At 58.6% G+C, this 15,065-nt stretch carries 15 protein-coding genes; 5 read left to right on the top strand and 10 right to left on the bottom strand.

The features are described from left to right. Nucleotides 1-10: 10 nt before the first annotated feature. Complete coding sequence (locus tag Q674_RS22485; RefSeq protein ID WP_023007791.1) at nucleotides 11-589, bottom strand: nucleotidyltransferase domain-containing protein; 579 nt, start codon at nucleotides 587-589, stop codon at nucleotides 11-13. 114 nt (nucleotides 590-703) lie between these two features. Here Q674_RS22485 and Q674_RS22480 point away from each other — a divergent pair, with 114 nt between their 5' ends. Continuing rightward, nucleotides 704-1,372 (top strand): DNA-3-methyladenine glycosylase I, encoded by a 669-nt coding sequence (locus Q674_RS22480; protein ID WP_023007790.1) that lies wholly within the window; start codon nucleotides 704-706, stop codon nucleotides 1,370-1,372. A gap of 13 nt (nucleotides 1,373-1,385) precedes the next feature. Here Q674_RS22480 and cobS read toward each other — a convergent pair whose 3' ends face one another. From cobS to Q674_RS22435, 9 genes are all read right to left on the bottom strand, one after another. Beyond that, on the bottom strand, nucleotides 1,386-2,147 hold the full coding sequence (gene cobS / locus Q674_RS22475; RefSeq protein ID WP_011783835.1) for an adenosylcobinamide-GDP ribazoletransferase: 762 nt from the start codon (nucleotides 2,145-2,147) through the stop codon (nucleotides 1,386-1,388). 75 nt (nucleotides 2,148-2,222) lie between these two features. Continuing rightward, a complete protein-coding gene (locus Q674_RS22470) occupies nucleotides 2,223-3,971 on the bottom strand; it encodes an ArnT family glycosyltransferase (RefSeq protein ID WP_011783836.1) in 1,749 nt (582 codons plus the stop codon). A gap of 9 nt (nucleotides 3,972-3,980) precedes the next feature. After that, a complete protein-coding gene (locus Q674_RS22465) occupies nucleotides 3,981-4,649 on the bottom strand; it encodes a TVP38/TMEM64 family protein (RefSeq protein ID WP_011783837.1) in 669 nt (222 codons plus the stop codon). 1 nt (nucleotide 4,650) lies between these two features. Beyond that, a complete protein-coding gene (locus Q674_RS22460; RefSeq protein WP_011783838.1) occupies nucleotides 4,651-5,418 on the bottom strand; it encodes a glycosyltransferase family 2 protein in 768 nt (255 codons plus the stop codon). An 87-nt stretch (nucleotides 5,419-5,505) separates the two neighbouring features. After that, nucleotides 5,506-6,918 carry an ATP-binding protein gene (locus tag Q674_RS22455; RefSeq protein WP_011783839.1) on the bottom strand — a complete coding sequence of 471 codons (1,413 nt, stop codon included), beginning with the start codon at nucleotides 6,916-6,918 and terminating at the stop codon, nucleotides 5,506-5,508. Next, nucleotides 6,915-7,598: a response regulator transcription factor gene (locus Q674_RS22450; protein WP_022993398.1), complete on the bottom strand. Its 684-nt coding sequence runs from the start codon at nucleotides 7,596-7,598 to the stop codon at nucleotides 6,915-6,917. Before Q674_RS22450 ends, Q674_RS22455 begins: the two co-directional genes overlap by 4 nt. Before the next feature lie 24 nt (nucleotides 7,599-7,622). Further along, nucleotides 7,623-9,170, bottom strand: a complete 1,548-nt coding sequence (locus Q674_RS22445) for an ArnT family glycosyltransferase (protein WP_023007789.1) — start codon at nucleotides 9,168-9,170, stop codon at nucleotides 7,623-7,625. After that, nucleotides 9,154-10,161: a glycosyltransferase family 2 protein gene (locus tag Q674_RS22440; protein WP_036149969.1), complete on the bottom strand. Its 1,008-nt coding sequence runs from the start codon at nucleotides 10,159-10,161 to the stop codon at nucleotides 9,154-9,156. The genes Q674_RS22445 and Q674_RS22440 overlap by 17 nt, the downstream gene beginning before the upstream one ends. Further along, nucleotides 10,133-10,540, bottom strand: coding sequence for a GtrA family protein (locus Q674_RS22435; RefSeq protein ID WP_011783843.1), 408 nt, complete (start codon nucleotides 10,538-10,540; stop codon nucleotides 10,133-10,135). The genes Q674_RS22440 and Q674_RS22435 overlap by 29 nt, the downstream gene beginning before the upstream one ends. A 226-nt stretch (nucleotides 10,541-10,766) precedes the next feature. On the opposite strand from Q674_RS22435, the gene Q674_RS22430 reads away from it, so the two are divergent. The 4 genes from Q674_RS22430 to Q674_RS22415 are packed head-to-tail and all read left to right on the top strand — an operon-like array spanning nucleotide 10,767 to nucleotide 15,039. After that, the gene (locus Q674_RS22430) at nucleotides 10,767-11,477 is read left to right on the top strand and encodes a thermostable hemolysin (RefSeq protein WP_181861270.1); all 711 of its coding nucleotides are present in this window, start codon (nucleotides 10,767-10,769) and stop codon (nucleotides 11,475-11,477) included. Then, nucleotides 11,461-13,653: an AMP-binding protein gene (locus Q674_RS22425; protein WP_023007787.1), complete on the top strand. Its 2,193-nt coding sequence runs from the start codon at nucleotides 11,461-11,463 to the stop codon at nucleotides 13,651-13,653. Before Q674_RS22430 ends, Q674_RS22425 begins: the two co-directional genes overlap by 17 nt. Then, on the top strand, nucleotides 13,640-14,422 hold the full coding sequence (locus Q674_RS22420; RefSeq protein WP_022993394.1) for an SDR family oxidoreductase: 783 nt from the start codon (nucleotides 13,640-13,642) through the stop codon (nucleotides 14,420-14,422). The genes Q674_RS22425 and Q674_RS22420 overlap by 14 nt, the downstream gene beginning before the upstream one ends. After that, the gene (locus Q674_RS22415) at nucleotides 14,419-15,039 is read left to right on the top strand and encodes a tetratricopeptide repeat protein (RefSeq protein ID WP_023007786.1); all 621 of its coding nucleotides are present in this window, start codon (nucleotides 14,419-14,421) and stop codon (nucleotides 15,037-15,039) included. The genes Q674_RS22420 and Q674_RS22415 overlap by 4 nt, the downstream gene beginning before the upstream one ends. Nucleotides 15,040-15,065: the final 26 nt, after the last annotated feature.

The following is a 15,065-nucleotide window of genomic DNA, read 5'->3' as shown; positions in this document are numbered from 1 at the left end:
GTGTCCTGTCTCAGTGGCTGAAGCGGAGGTCGAGGCGGGGTTGGTCCAGCACCCGGGTGACAAAACTCTGATTGTCTTTGATACGCTGCTCGAACTCGGCGGGAGAGTATAACGTGGGATTGATGGTTCGTTGTAATTGTTGTTCGGCGGGGGCCAGCAGTTCCATAACCTCGCTGTAACTGAGATCGTGGCCGATCAGCATGACATCGACATCGCTGCCCGCATGGGCATCCCCTTTTGCCACGGAACCGTAGATAAACGCTTGTTCGAGAGTATCCGCCAGTGGCGCCAGGGCATTCCGGAGCACATCGGAAATACCAAAGGTTTTCTGGACGATGTGTTTCAGCTCATCGAAGATCGGGTTGTCCGGGTTCGCCTGGTAGTGGTTCTGGTTGCCTTGGCGGGTCATGACGACCAGACCGGAATCGGTCAGTTTGGCCAGCTCCCGGACAACGGTGCCGCGCCCTATATTTGCTAGCCGTACCAGTTCATTCAGGTACAGGCTCTGGTCTGGATGGCCGTAGATAAGCGATAGCAGGCGCTGTTGGGTTTTGGTAAACAGTGCGTCACCGATACTGGTTCCGGGCATGGTCAGGTCGCATCTCATGAGTCTCAATATGGGTACTTTAGTACCTGATTTGGGTATTTTCAATCCCATATTGGGCTCTTTAAGTCCCAATTTGGGGATCTCTGTGGAGGGTCTATGAAGTTTTCTGTGTTTTACCAGCAGGCCATGGCCCGGAAGGGTGGCGAGCAGGCCCTGAAATCCCTGTTGCCTCCGGTCACCGAAAAGCATCGTCTGGCGGAGATCGGCGACGACCGTTACCTGTCCGAGATCACCCGATGCATTTTCAAGGCTGGTTTTGTCTGGCGGGTAATCGAGAACAAGTGGCCGGATTTTGAGGCGGCCTTCGAAGGGTTTGTGCCCGCCTACTGGCAGCAGGTGCCGCCAGAAGTGCTCGAGCAGCTGGCTACAGACGAGCGTATCGTTCGCAACATGCAGAAGATCCGGACCGTGCCGGAAAATGCCCGGATGATCATGGATGTGGCGAAAGACCATGGCAGCTTTGGTCAGTTTCTGGCCCAGTGGCCGTCGACCGATCAGGTGGGGCTGCTGCTCTACCTGAAGCGTAACGGTGAGCGTCTGGGGGGGAACTCAGCCCAGTACTTCCTGCGCCGGGTGGGTTGGGATGGTTTTATCCTGTCCCACGATGTGGTTACCGCCCTGACCCGGGCCGGAATACTGGATGCCTCACCGGCCAGCAAGAAAGGCATGAGCCAGGCCCAGGAGGCGTTCAACCGTTGGCACGAAGAGACGGAAATGCCCATCAGCCACCTGTCCCGGATAGTGTCCTTCACGGTGGATAACTGACGATGCCCCCACGTTAGAGAAACAGCAACAGCGCCAGTTCACTGAACACGACAGCTGCGCCCAGGGTGTCGCCGGTGTAGCCGCCAAGCTGGCTACGAAGATAGCTGCCCCAGAACACAGCAACCAGCAGGACGGCCGTTATGGCTGCGGGAATCAGTAACGGCTGCCAGAGTGATAATCCGGCTGCCAGCAACAACACAAACCCCGCGGCCGCCAGCAAACGGCTGCGGGAGAAACCGTCTGCCACCGGCTTGGATTTACTCTTGTCGGGGTCAGTGACGTACGGCAGGCAGGCCATCAATATCAGTGGTGTTAGCCGGGAAACCGCAGGTGCCACCAGCAACGCAAGCCAGATCAATTCAGCCTCAGCCAGCAGAGCTACTTTCAGCAGCAAGGCCATCACCAGTGCCACCGTGCCATAGGTTCCGATCCGGCTGTCTTTCATGATCTCCAGACGTTTTTCCACGGTATAGCCGCCCCCGAGAGCATCAACACTGTCGGCCAGGCCATCTTCGTGGAAGGCCCCGGTGATAAACAGGTGCAGAATAACTACCAGGATAATGGCCGCCAGCGGGCTGGCCACCAATGAGAACAGAAAGTAGGCGGCGCAATAGCCAAGGCCGAGCAGAAGGCCCACCAGGGGAAAATAAACGCTGCTCTGGTTCATCAGGCGCTGGGAGTAATCAATCCGAACGAGCATTGGGATACGAGTCAGGAAGCCCAGGGCCAGCCAGAAGGCCTGCCATTCTTGTGCAATCTGCGAGCGAGGGAGCAAGGGCGCCTCCTTGAGAATTCAAAAGCGCCCATTGTACGTGAGACCAACAAAATTTGCGGTGTTCTCAGGGTTGCATCAGTCCAACCACTTCCCGGGGTTTTCGGTGGTAAAGCGTGTCACCTTGTCCGGTGGTTCACAGCTGTCAGTCATGTCCTGGTCGCTCAGCAGCACGTAGGTATCCCGGTGAGCGGTGCCAATTGATTTTGCGCCGTCAGTGGTGAAGCACGACAGAGCATGCCGATCGGCCACAATGAGGTAACTGTCTGGCGTCTTCTTCATCCAGACCCATGCATTACGATCTTCCTGTTCCAGTGAACTGAAGAAGCTGAAATGAGTGAAATCCCGCTTCGAGAAAAGAATAAACTGTTCACGGAAATCAATCATGCCAATCTGCCCGCCGGCAGGCACGAACTGCTCGGCTGCGGCGAGCACATTTCTGGGTGTGCGCAATGGCTCGAGAATCCGATAACCCCAGGTTGTGAACACCAGCCAACTCACCATCAGGGCAATGAACCAGCGCCCGAGTGCCCGACAGCGCCAGAACGCCATGAGACTTGCGACCCAGATAAAACCAAGGGTGAACAACAGGGTGCCGGCTTCGTGCAGTCGAGCCGGATCCTGGGTGTAGTCAGCGACCTTTTCCACCAGACGAGGGTGGTCATTCCAGGCTAGGACGCCCAGGATGATCAAGGCTGCACCAAGCAGCAGATGCAGAACACTGATGACCGCCCCGAACCAGCGTGCCGGGTTTTGTCCACTCAATGCCGGGGCCAGGCTCAGGGCCAGTGCCGGCAAAGCCGGGAGCACATAGACCCCGCGTTTACCCGGGCTCAGGCTGAAAAATGCCACCACCAACACGACCCACGCCAGCAGAACCACCACGTCCAGCCTGTGTTTGAGAATCTCACGAATGGGCCGCAGCAGTGCCAGGAATAGCAGCGGCAGCGGAAACCACAGCGAGGGAATCACGCTGACGACGTAGTAATACCAGGGCTGAATGTGCCCCCAGGAATCGGCATAGCGCTCACCGGTCTGTTTGAACAGAATGTTGTCGCGATAGGCCAGGGCCTCGTCCGTGCCCAGGTGACTGACGGCCAGCACCATCGGCACCAGCCAGGCTGCCACAACGGCCAGCATGACCAGGGGGCCGAGGGCGCAGCGCCAGCGGAGTGTGCCCTGAAACCGAGAAGTGTCCTGCAGTTTCAGGGCCAGTATCGGAATGAACAGCAAGGCGGGCAGAAAGCCAACCCCTTTGGTAATAATGCCAAGCCCCATAAAGGCCCAGGCCACGAAATACCAACGCCAGGACGGCTGCACGAAAAAATGCCGGATCAGACCGTAACAGGCCACCATGATCCAGCAGGCCACCATGGCATCAATCTGGGCTCGCTGGGCCTGAATCAGGAACTGGGGTGCCACCATCAGCAGCAGTGCGGCAATGGCGCCGGTGCGTTGGTTCCACAAGCGTGTGCCCAGATCGAACACCAGGCCCAGGGTTAGCAGGCTGCACAGGGCGTTCGGCAGCAGAAACGCGATTTTCAGGTTGCCGGTCAGCCAGTAGAAAAAGGCGATGGCCCACATGAACACCGGTGGTTTGTCCGGGTAGAGTTCGCCGCCCCGCATGGGCAGCAGCCATTGCCCGGAGGCCACCATTTCCCGGGCGACTTCGGCGAATCGCGGTTCGTCGGCGGGCCACGGAGAGCGTAACCCGATGCCGGTCAGAATCATGAGTGCCGCGAAGGCCAGTACCACCAGTAACAATCGGTTGTACGGCAGATTGAATAAGGTGTCGGGTAAACGCCGAAGACGGAAGTCGAGTGTCATAATCGCAACTCAGGAGGGGTCAGATACGGAATCAGCAAGGGTCTGATTGCGCTGGTTGTGATACAGGTAAGCGCCAATGGCACTTGCCAGCGCGAACAGAACCGCGCTTACCACAAGCTGATCGAGACGGGCCTGGCCAATCCCTGCGCCGGCCATTGCAAAGATCACCATCTGGGGCAGGTAGCCAAGAACGCTGCCCAACAAAAATGGGACGAATCGTATCCCGGAACACCCGGCGAGGAGATTGGTGACAAGATTGCTGCCTACCGGCAACAGCCTGATCATGAGTATTTTGAGCAGAGTGCCTTCCGTGAACAGCAGGTCAAAACGTTGCATGCGATCTGAAAAACGGTTCAGGAGTGCTTTTCGCAAAAGCCAGCGTGCGACAAAAAAGCAGCCTGTCGCGCCAATGGCTGTAGCGATAGTCGATAGGATCGCACCCTGAATGCTGCCTGCGGCAAATCCCAGAACGAAAGCGAGGACCTGTCTGGGGGCTCCGAATCCAGTGAAAAGTGCACCGAGCAGCGTAATGGCTGAAAGTCCTGCCAGCCCATTACTGTTCAGGAAATCTGCCACGCGCTCCTGATCGGTCAGAAAACCGAACCAGTCCCCGCTCATGGTCAGATAGCCTGTTAATACCAGGATGGCGAAAGATAGCCAGCGCAGTCCCGAAGCCATATCAAGCCCGTTCCGTTGCCGGTCGACTGTTGTTCGGATCCTCTAGGTTTGCAATTTGAGGAACTCGTGTGCGGTGAAGTAACCACATAACGCCGATCATATCGACGATTCCGGCCCATGCACGGTTCCAGGCATTGTATTTGGAAATCCCGGCCATTCTTGGGCGATGATTGACCTCGACAATGGCGATTTCGCCTCCCGCGCCTTTCACCAGCGCGGGAATGAACCGATGGGCGTGATCGAACCACGGCAGTTTGAGAAAGGTCGATCGGGGAAACAGCTTCAGTCCACAGCCTGTATCGGGAACTCCATCATGTAGAAAGGCGTTGCGAATACGATTAGCCAGGCGTGATTGGAAACGTTTCCATGCTGTATCCTTCCGATTTCTGCGATAGCCGGCAATACAAAAGTCGGGATTGTGGAGTCTGTTCGCTTGTTGCAACAGTGCTGGAATATCGGCGGGGTCGTTTTGACCATCTCCGTCCATTGTCACAATCAGTTGGCCTGTGGCGCGAAGGATACCGGTCGCCAGTGCCCCGCTCTGTCCGATGCTCTGTTCATGTCGAACCGCCAATAGCCTGCCCCCCAAAGCCTCGGCAGTGCGACGAGCTGTTGCCAGTGTCTGGTCGGAACTGCCATCGTCCACGAGCACGACTTCAAAGCCCGGGTAATCCCTCATGACGTTGAAGGTCTCGGTCAGCAGCTTTGCTATGTTTTCCTGTTCATTTTTTGCAGGAATGACCAGTGACAGAGTGCTATGCTGAGACATTGAGGTATTCTCCAAGATGTAAACTAAACCGCGTTGCTGTGCGGTTTATGCCTTGAAGAATTATCTGCCTTAAAGCTTAACCGAATCTTAAGAGCGTTTAGTGAGCGCCGGGCATCGTGCTGGCAGCCATACTTGCACACAAAGCCCGGATTGACCGTCTGCTCTGTCTGCCAGGATTAGATGGCCACCATGGAGCTCTGCAATACGCCGAGCAATCGCCAGCCCTAGCCCTGCGCCTCCTCCTTTACGTTGATCCAGTCGCACAAACCGGCTGAGTGCGCGTTCACGCTCCTCCGCGGGAATTCCAGGACCCTGGTCACAAACCGAAATGGCGTAGCCTTCACCTGCGGGAACGAGATTGGTGGTGATTATGGTATGAGGCGGACTGTATTGGATGGCGTTGGCCAGCAAGGAGCGCATGAGGGTGTTAATCAGGGCACGATGGCAGCTAATCAGGGACTGACCTGTTTCGTCCTGGAGCACCGGCTCTATGTTTTTCTTTAGCGCCAGCGGTGCAACATCTGCGATGCTTTGTTCCAGAATGGCGGAAAGATTGTGATGCTCCGGCGGAAACTGAGCGCCGGAGTCCACCCGACTCAGTAACAGCATTTGTTCGACCAGATGAACCATTCGGTCTACGGCCTGGATAAGGTCTCCATATTGTTCGGGGTTGTCACCGTAAACTTTCTCCAGATTCAGGCGCAGCGCGGCCAATGGGGTTCGCAGCTCATGTGCCGCATCAGCGGAGAAGCGGCGTTCACGTTCCAGAGCCTGATTCAGTCGTCTCAACAGGCCGTTGACTGCGTGCACCAATCCAGCTACTTCTTTCGGAGCCTGACGATCGTCGAGGGGATGGATGTTCTCCGGTGCCATGTTCCGAACCGGTTTTTCGAGCTTTCTCAAAGGCTTGAAACTCACCTGAATTGATGCCAGTACGGCTATGGCCAGTAAAGGTAACGCCAACAGAAAGGGCAGTACGTTGCCCAGTGCAATTTCCTGGCTCAGTTCATCCCGAACGTCTTCTCGCTGGGCGGTACGTATCCAGAACCCGGTCGATGGATCTCGAATGGTAAACGTTCGCCATTGATAGCCGGCGGCTTCCTGCCAGGCAAATCCTGGCTCAAGGCCTTGGGCATCGTTAGCCCGGAGCGTGTCCAGAACAGGTTGTTGATCAGGAGACCAGACTTCGAAAGCGATTTTGCGTTCGTATTTATGCCCGGCACCGTCGGGCAGAATTTCGTCCTCTTCTTCATCGCCCTGAAATAATGCGTCCGGCAATTCGAGAGTTTTCGACAGCGTAAAGGCTAACTGCTCGATAGACTGAGTGCTCGAGAGATGTTCCACCAGCCCCTGCACAATCCGGGTACTTTGTGCCAGCTCCGCATCGAACAGTTCGTCCAACTGGTGATTGCTGACATAGAACCCCCAGCCTGCCGCGATCAGAGTGATCATAAAAACAGTGCTGGTAATTAGCAGAATCAGCTTCCGTGTCAGGCTCATATTTCTTGGCCTTCCGAGGCTGCTTTGCTGTCCAGCATGTAGCCAACGCCGCGCACAGTGCGAATGGCCTGCTTACCCAGCCGCCGGCGCAGATGGTGAACGTGAACTTCCAGGGCGTTGCTCTCGGCACCCTGATCCCAGCCGTAAAGTTGTTCCTCCAAACGTCGTCTGGTTGCCACCTGATCAGGGTGCCGCATCAGATAGTGAAGGATCTGCAGTTCGCTACGGGGTAGCACGAACGTCTCTGTGCCTACCTGCAATTGCGCAGAGTCCGGATCAAGCACGAGTCGCCCCACCTTGAGTCCTGAGACTCGTGTGCCTGAGCGGCGGCGAGTAACCGCCCTTATCCGGGCTTTCAGTTCTGACATGGCAAAGGGCTTGGTCAGGTAATCGTCTGCCCCTGCATCCAGTCCCTGTAGTTTTTCGGTCAGTTCGCTCCGCGCAGTCAGGATGATGATGGGCAACTCTACGCCCTGCTCCCTCACCTGGCGGACAATGTCCAGGCCATCGACACGGGGTAACGTCAAGTCAAGAATGGCCAGGTCAAAGCTCTCGTTCAGTAAGGCGTTCAGAGCCTGTTGGCCATCATCGACCCAATCTACGGTATTCTGGCCGTCCCGCAGCATGCTCAGCATGGTGTTGGCCAGTGGGTGATCGTCTTCGGTTAGAAGTATGCGCATTTGGCTACGCCATCCGGTTGGTTTTTAGCTCAAAGGTTGCTGGTGTTTTTCAGTGTAATGGAATGCGGGCAATTTGCGGTCCGAATTACTGTTCCCAGCCGTATTGTTGGTCATCGGTTCCAGCAGGAACAGCTTGTAACGCCGGTTTTCGTCGACCGGATCGGTAATCTGCTGCAACTGGCCAAGTAAGTCATGCTGGTTTTTTCCCACGGCCACCGCCAAAGGTCGCCGCAGAGTTCCATTCGCGAGCTGAAGACGAAGACTTTCCACGTCAATGCTATCGGCTCTGCCTGCGCTGTAAAACCTGGCCGAAAATGGCGGTTCGCCGGTGTACACAAGCCTGGCCGATGAACGCCCGGCCAGTTGGCTGGCGGTCATCACCAGCTCCCGTTCCGTTTTCAGTTGCTCCGGATGCAGGTAGACCCAGCCGCTGGCAATTGAGCCGAGTAAGGGGATGAACAGGGGGGCGGCTATGGCGGAGCGCTTTAAGCGTCGGCCGGTGTCTGCTGCCAGTAACCCGGAGGCGAGCGCAGCCACAAATGGCAGTCCCGGCAGCACATAGGTCCACAGTATGTTACCGGCCAGGGTAAAGAACACGGCCGGTGCCACCGCGGCCAGGATTACCAGCGCGCTGACATGTTGTTCGCCAGTATGCCATTGCTGCAGCTTGGGAGCGTCGCGCCAGTGGTTGCGAAGCACGCCAGCCACCGCGACAAGCCCCCAGGGCATGCTGGCAAGCACCAGATAGAGCCAGATCGTGCCCCGGGGGAAATCGTGGGCGCTGCCGTACAGATCACCCTGCCAGCCGCTGACCACAAAACGCTTGATGTGCTCGCCGACAATGAAGTAATCGAGGAAGCCAGGTGTCTTCAGCTCCGCCAGAACATACCAGGGGGCTGAAATCAGCAGGGTCAGGGCCAGCCCGCGCACCCAGGGCAAACTGTGCCAGAGGGTCTGCCAACGGTTGAAGGTGAGCGCCCAGAGGAACACCGGCAGGCCAGCAAGCACCAGAACCAGTGGTCCCTTGGCCAGCAGGCCAGTAGCCAGGCCGATGAAGAACAGCCAGCCCCAGAGCGGCGGCCCCCCCTGCAGGCGAATGATCAGGCTCACCAGTGTCAGGCTGGTGCCAAGGGCCAGGAATGAATCCGTCATTACCGTGCCGGCAGACAGAAAGCCCAATGCCGTAGTGGCGTAGATTAACGCAGCCCAGAGCCCTTGAGTTTTGGCTCCGTGGCCGAGCGGGTCGGGGTGCAGGTAGCGACGCAGGTTGTAGACCAGCCAGACGATGCCGACATTGGCCAGCCAGGAGGGCAGTCGGCCGGCGAATTCGCTGACGCCGAACAGCTTGAATGACAGTGCCTGAGTCCAGAACGACAGGGGCGGCTTGCCCCAGAAAGGCACACCAATATCGAACCAGGGGGTTATCCAGTCGCCGGTTTCCGCCATAATCCGCGCCATCTCCGCGTAGCGGGGCTCGGTGGTGTCCGCGAACGGCAACAAGGCAGACAGGCCGAGCCTGGCAGCAAGCACCGAGACCAGCAGCCACAGCAAGGTGTTACTGATTCTGGTCATGGCCGGCCACTCGCAGCATGGGTTGTATGTAAGTCATGGTCTCCTGACTATCTTCCGCCACGATAAAGACCGGGCGTTGCTTGGTTTCCATATAGATGCGCCCGATGTATTCCCCCAACAAGCCGACACACAGAAGCTGGACGCCGGACAGGAAGGTGATCATGGCAATCAGGGAGGCATAGCCCGGTGTTGAAATGCCGAAGGCCAGCGCCCGGATTACCTCCCAGAGGCCAACGGTGCCGCCTGCCCCCGCGGCCAGTAAGCCCAGCACAAGGGCCAGTCGCAGTGGTCGGGTCGAGAATGAGGTGATGCCCTCCATGGCCAGGTGTACGAGTTTCAGGTAGTTCCACTTGGTGCTGCCTGCGATTCGGGGGTCGCGATCGAATTCCAGGGTTACGGTGGGCATACCGACCCAGGCAAACATGCCCTTGAGGTAACGGTTGCGTTCCGGAAGCCGGTTCAGGGCCTCGACCGTGCGCCGGCTCATCAGCCGGAAGTCGCCGGTATCGACCGGAATCGGAGAATCGCTGATCCGATTGATCAGACGATAGAAAAGGCTGGCCGTGATGCGTTTAAGCCAGCTTTCGCCGGCCCGGGATCGGCGTTTCATCAGCACGACATCGGCCCCTTTGCGCCATTCGGCAAGCATGTCGGGAATCAGTTCGGGGGGATCCTGAAGGTCTGCATCCATAAGCACCACGGCCTCGCCGCGGGCGTGCTCCAGGCCGGCCGAGACTGCCGCCTCCTTGCCGAAGTTTCGGGACAACTGCAAGACACGGATTTCTGGCTGCCGTTGCCTGGCGGCCATCAGAATGGCGACCGAATCATCCCGACTGCCGTCGTCGACAAACAGCAGCTCAAAGCTGCCGTCGAGCTTTTGCCCGGTTGTCCAGAGTCGAGCCAGCAGGGCCGGGAGCACTTCAGCCTCGTTGTGGACCGGAATAACTATGCTCAGCATAGGTTCAGGGGAGCTTGAGCGTTGTTTTTTCATGGAAAACAAACCTCTTGGCAAAGAAGTAATTGGCAACCGTGACGAGTGCCGTGGCCAGGAACTGTGCTGACAGGACTTTGAGGCCAGCCAGGCTGAGAACGGAGAAGCTGAAAAGGTTCAGGGTCCAGCCCAGACTGGCTGCCGCCAGGTATCGCGGCATCGCGACTCGGTGCGGCAGGTTCGAGGCAAACGCGTACTGATGCTGGGCCACGTAGTTGAAAACCAGTCCGGCCGTGGCTCCGGTTGCTGTTGCTAGCCTGGGGTCAAGCCCGGCCTGAACCAGCAGGCCCATCATCAGCCAATGCAACAGCGTGGCCAGTCCGCCGGCTGCAAGAAAACGGGCAAGTCGGCGTTGAAAAAAATGGCGAGCTTTGGGCATAGGTGTTTGCGTCTGTGTCGATTGTTTTCGGGATAGCCCCGAGGTTGGCCGCAATCTACCCCTCCTTTCTTAAGTGAGCCTTAACCGTGCTGGCACAGAAACCTTAAGGCGCTCTTAAGGTTTCTGTGGTGCCGTCTTAAGACTGGTTTAAGCCAGCCTTTCTAATCTGTCAGCCATGACCCTGCGTCCGTCTGGGCCAGGAAAAGCAAGCAGAGAGAAGGCAGCCATGACTGATCCGTTAACAATGTCGACCTGTTGTCCTCCGGATTCCGGGGAGTTGGTTCCGGCCGTCCGTTGTGCTGGCCGGTGGTTTTGCGAAATCCAGTCCAATACGCCATTGGCCCACACGGTGTCGGATTTCATTCGGCGCCGCTTCCTCCACGCGTACGGGGCCGAGCCTTCCCTGCGTATTCCACGGCTTCTGGCCCTGACAACCGCTCAGGGAACGCTGCTGGCCGCCGTTGGCGTGCGCAATGCGGAACAGGAACGGCTTTTTCTGGAGGATTACCTGTCGGTGCCGGTGCAAACACTGATGCCGGAACCGGGAACCAGACGCAGCGGTATTGCCGAAATTGCCCACCTGGCCGGGGTGGAAGCCGGGGTCAGCCGCTATCTGTTCGCCTCGCTCTCAGTGTGGTTGGATGCTGCCGGCTATGACTGGGTGGTGTGTACCGGTACCGACCAGTTGCGCAACAGTTTCCATCGGCTCGGCATCGCCACGCAGGTGCTGGCGGATGCCGACCCTTCAAAATTGCCGGATGGCGGCGCTGGTTGGGGTCGCTATTACGACCATCATCCAGTGGTGATGACCATCAAGGTCGCTGATGGTATGGCGGCCTTGCGCGCCGCCGGCTTGCTGAAGCTGGTGCAGCCGGTTGTTGCGGTCGAGGATAAACCGCAGGCGGACCTGGGAGGTGCCTATGGCCGCCTTGCCTGATCTCCTGTCTCAGCGGGTCCGGCAACATCCGGAGCGCATTGCACTGCAGGGGCCAGACGCCAGTTTCAGTTATCAGCAGCTATGGCGGGCGGCGCAGTTGGTGGCCGAGCAGTTGCGGAGCCTGGGCGTGAAACGCATAGGCCTGTGTGGCGACAACACCCCGGCCTGGGTGGTTGCGGACCTGGCTTGTCTGATGGCGGACGTGGTGTGTGTACCGGTGCCGGTGTTTTTTTCCAGAAGCCAGACCGAGCACCTGATTCAGCGGGCCGGGCTGGATGCCCTGGTATTCAGTGGCGAAGCAGAACAGGCGGAAATGATCGGTCATGGCGTCTGGCTGAGACATTTGCCGGTGTCCCCTGCTGCCTCCTGGATGCCGGAACACACCGCCAAGATTACCTTCACCTCCGGCAGTACTGGTACCCCCAAGGGCGTGTGCCTGTCGGCGCAGCAGCTGGCGGCGACCGCCGGTGCGCTGCAGCAGCGGCTGGAAGGTGTGGAGCTGGAGCAACACCTGTGCATTCTGCCGCTGGCAACCCTGCTGGAGAACATTGCCGGGGTTTACCTGCCCCTGCTGATGGGCGCCACGGTGACGGTTGCCCCGTTGCAGACCCTGGGCATGACCGGCAGCAGTGGCCTCGATCTCGGCCAGCTGGTGGCCGGCCTGAACCGGCATCACCCCCATTCCGTGATTCTGGTGCCTGAGCTGGCGATGGCGCTGGTCAATGCCGGCGAGCAGGGATTGCTGACAACGGATTCGTTTCGCTTCCTGGCGGTCGGCGGCGGCCGGGTATCGCCGGACCTGTTGGCCCGGGGACGGTCGATTGGGTTGCCTCTGTACGAGGGCTACGGCTTGTCCGAATGTGGCTCGGTGGTGGCGCTGAACGTGCCCGGAGCCGAGCGAGAAGGCTCGGTGGGCCGGCCCCTGGGACATGTGCAGGTAAAGGTGGATAACGAACACCGGATTCTGGTTCGGGGCAATACCCATCTGGGATATCTCGGTGATGAGCCGCAAGCCGATGACTGGCTCGATACCGGCGATCTGGGCGACCAGGACACAGAGGGCTTTCTGGCTATCAACGGTCGGGCAAAGAACCTGTTGATTACCAGCTTTGGTCGGAACATCAGCCCGGAATGGCTGGAAAGTGAACTGGTCCAGGCATTGGGGGCTGCTCAGGCTGTGGTATTTGGCGATGGTGAGCCACAACCCGGTGCTTTGGTGGTGATCACGGATAACCGAAGCCCTGACGATATACGTGCGGCCCTGACGTTGCTGAATGCCGGTTTGCCGGATTATGCCCGCTTGCAGGCCGTGTACCTGCGCCGGCAACGGCTGACCCAGGCCGAGGGCCACATCACGGCCAACGGTCGCCCGGTGCGGCACCAGATTCAGGCGGACCTGCCCAGGCTCATGGCCGAATCCTTTCCCTTATTCATGAATCTCTCAGTGCCTGCGGGCACTTCTATCCGACAGACAACGCCAGGAGACTCAAACATGGCATTTTTTGACCGACTGCAATCCGAAACTGAACAGGCCCGGGCCCATGTCACCGGAGCCCCGGTGATTCAGGCTATCCGCGAGGGTCGCTTTGATCTTGAGGGTTACACCTGGTTCCTGACCCAGGCCTATCACCACGTGAAGCACACCGTGCCACTGATGATGGCCTGTGGTGGCCGGCTGCCCGAACGGCTGGAATTCGTGCGCAAGGCACTGGTGGAATACATCGAGGAAGAATACGGCCACCACGAGTGGATTCTCAACGACCTTGAAGCCTGCGGCGAAGACAAGGAAGCCATTCGTCATGGCCAGCCCGATACCTCCATCGAGTTGATGGTGGCCTACCTGTATGACCGCATCCAGCGGGGTAACCCGGCGGCTTTTTTTGGCATGGTTCAGGTGCTGGAGGGCACCTCCATTGAGCTGGCCACGCCCCTGGGTGAAGCCATCCAGAAACAGCTGGGCCTGCCCAATCAGGCGTTCAGTTATCTGTACTCTCACGGCGCCCTGGATCAGGACCACTTTGAGTTCTTCCGCAACCTGATGAACGACATCACCGATCCGGAGGACCAGCAGGCCATCATCGAGGCCGCGCGCATGGTGTATCGCCTGTACGGCGATATGCTTCACAGTATTCCGCTGCGGGCCCATGGCAAGGAGCAACGTCATGAGGCTGCATGACCGTACCTTCCTGCTGCTGGGTGGTACCGGTGGCATTGGCCAGGCCCTGATCGGGCCGCTGGTGGAATGCGGTGCCCGGGTGATCGTTGCGACCCGACATCCGGAGCGGCTGGAAAAGCGCGCCGGCGTTTCTCCGGTACACCTGGAGCTGGCCAGCCCGGAGCTGGATCGACAGCTTCAACAGTTGAGTGAGGTGTATCCCGATATTGATGGTGTAATTCATTGCGCCGGCCAGAACCGGTTTGCGGCGCTGGATGCCATGGCCGTCAGCGACCTGGATGCACAGCTTATGGTCAATCTGCGTTCCGCTATGCTGGTGGCCCGGCATTTTGTGCCTCGTTTCCGTAAAGCCGGCGTGGGCGCCCTGGTGTTGGTGGGGTCCACCTTCGGCAGCATCGGGTTTCCCGGCTACACCGCCTATTGCGCCAGCAAGTTCGGCCTGCGCGGCTTCAGCGAAGCCCTGCGTCGGGAGCTGGCGGACACCCCGGTGCAGGTGGTGTACGTAGCGCCCAGAGCCACGGCCACGGCTATGAACCCGGCGCCGGTGAACGAGCTGAACCGTGCCCTGGGCAATGCCATGGACGCACCGGAAGCTGTCGCAGCCCAGATTCTTCAGGCGATGGAAAAAGATGAACGCCGACGTTTTCTCGGCTGGCCGGAAAAACTGTTTGTGGTGATCAACGGCATCCTGCCGAAGCTTGTGGATAAAGCCATGTTAAAACAACTGCCGGTGATCCGGCGCTTTCTGGATTCAGGAGTGGTGTCATGAAGTGGATCGTAATGGTGTTGGCGGGGGTCATGGCCATGCCCCTGTGGGCTCAGGACATGCGGGCTGAACTGGCCCAAATCCAGCAACGCTGGGCGCAGATCCAGTATCAGTTGCCCGAAGATGATAAGGAAAAGGCATTTGAGGCACTGGCCAAAGAGGCCGAGACCTTTGTCGCTGATTATCCGGGCCGTGCCGAACCGCTGATCTGGCAGGGTATTGTGCTCAGTACCTACGCCGGCGCCAAAGGCGGCCTGGGTGCGCTGGGACTGGTGAAAGAGGCCCGGGCCTCCCTGGAAGCGGCCCTGAAGATCGCTCCGGAGGCGCTGGATGGCTCAGCCTATACCTCACTGGGTAGCCTGTATTATCAGGTGCCGGGCTGGCCGTTGGGGTTCGGGGATGATGAGATGGCCCGGAAGTACCTGCAGAAATCGCTGGCAATCAACCCGGAAGGTATTGATGCCAATTACTTCTTTGGAGATTTTCTGGCGGAGCAGGACGAGCCTCAACGGGCACGGGTCTATCTTGAAAAAGTGTTGGCAGCCCCGTCGAGACCTGGTCGTGAAGTGGCGGATGCCGGCCGTCGGGCGGAAGCAAAGGCCCGCCTGGACAGCCTTTGAAGCGCATTCGCCGCGACTGTCGGGCT

Source organism: Marinobacter sp. EVN1 (assembly GCF_000475375.1).
GTDB classification, from domain to species: domain Bacteria; phylum Pseudomonadota; class Gammaproteobacteria; order Pseudomonadales; family Oleiphilaceae; genus Marinobacter; species Marinobacter nauticus.
The sequence above is the reverse complement of the archived record's forward strand: the minus strand, read 5'-3'. Positions and strand labels throughout refer to the sequence as shown.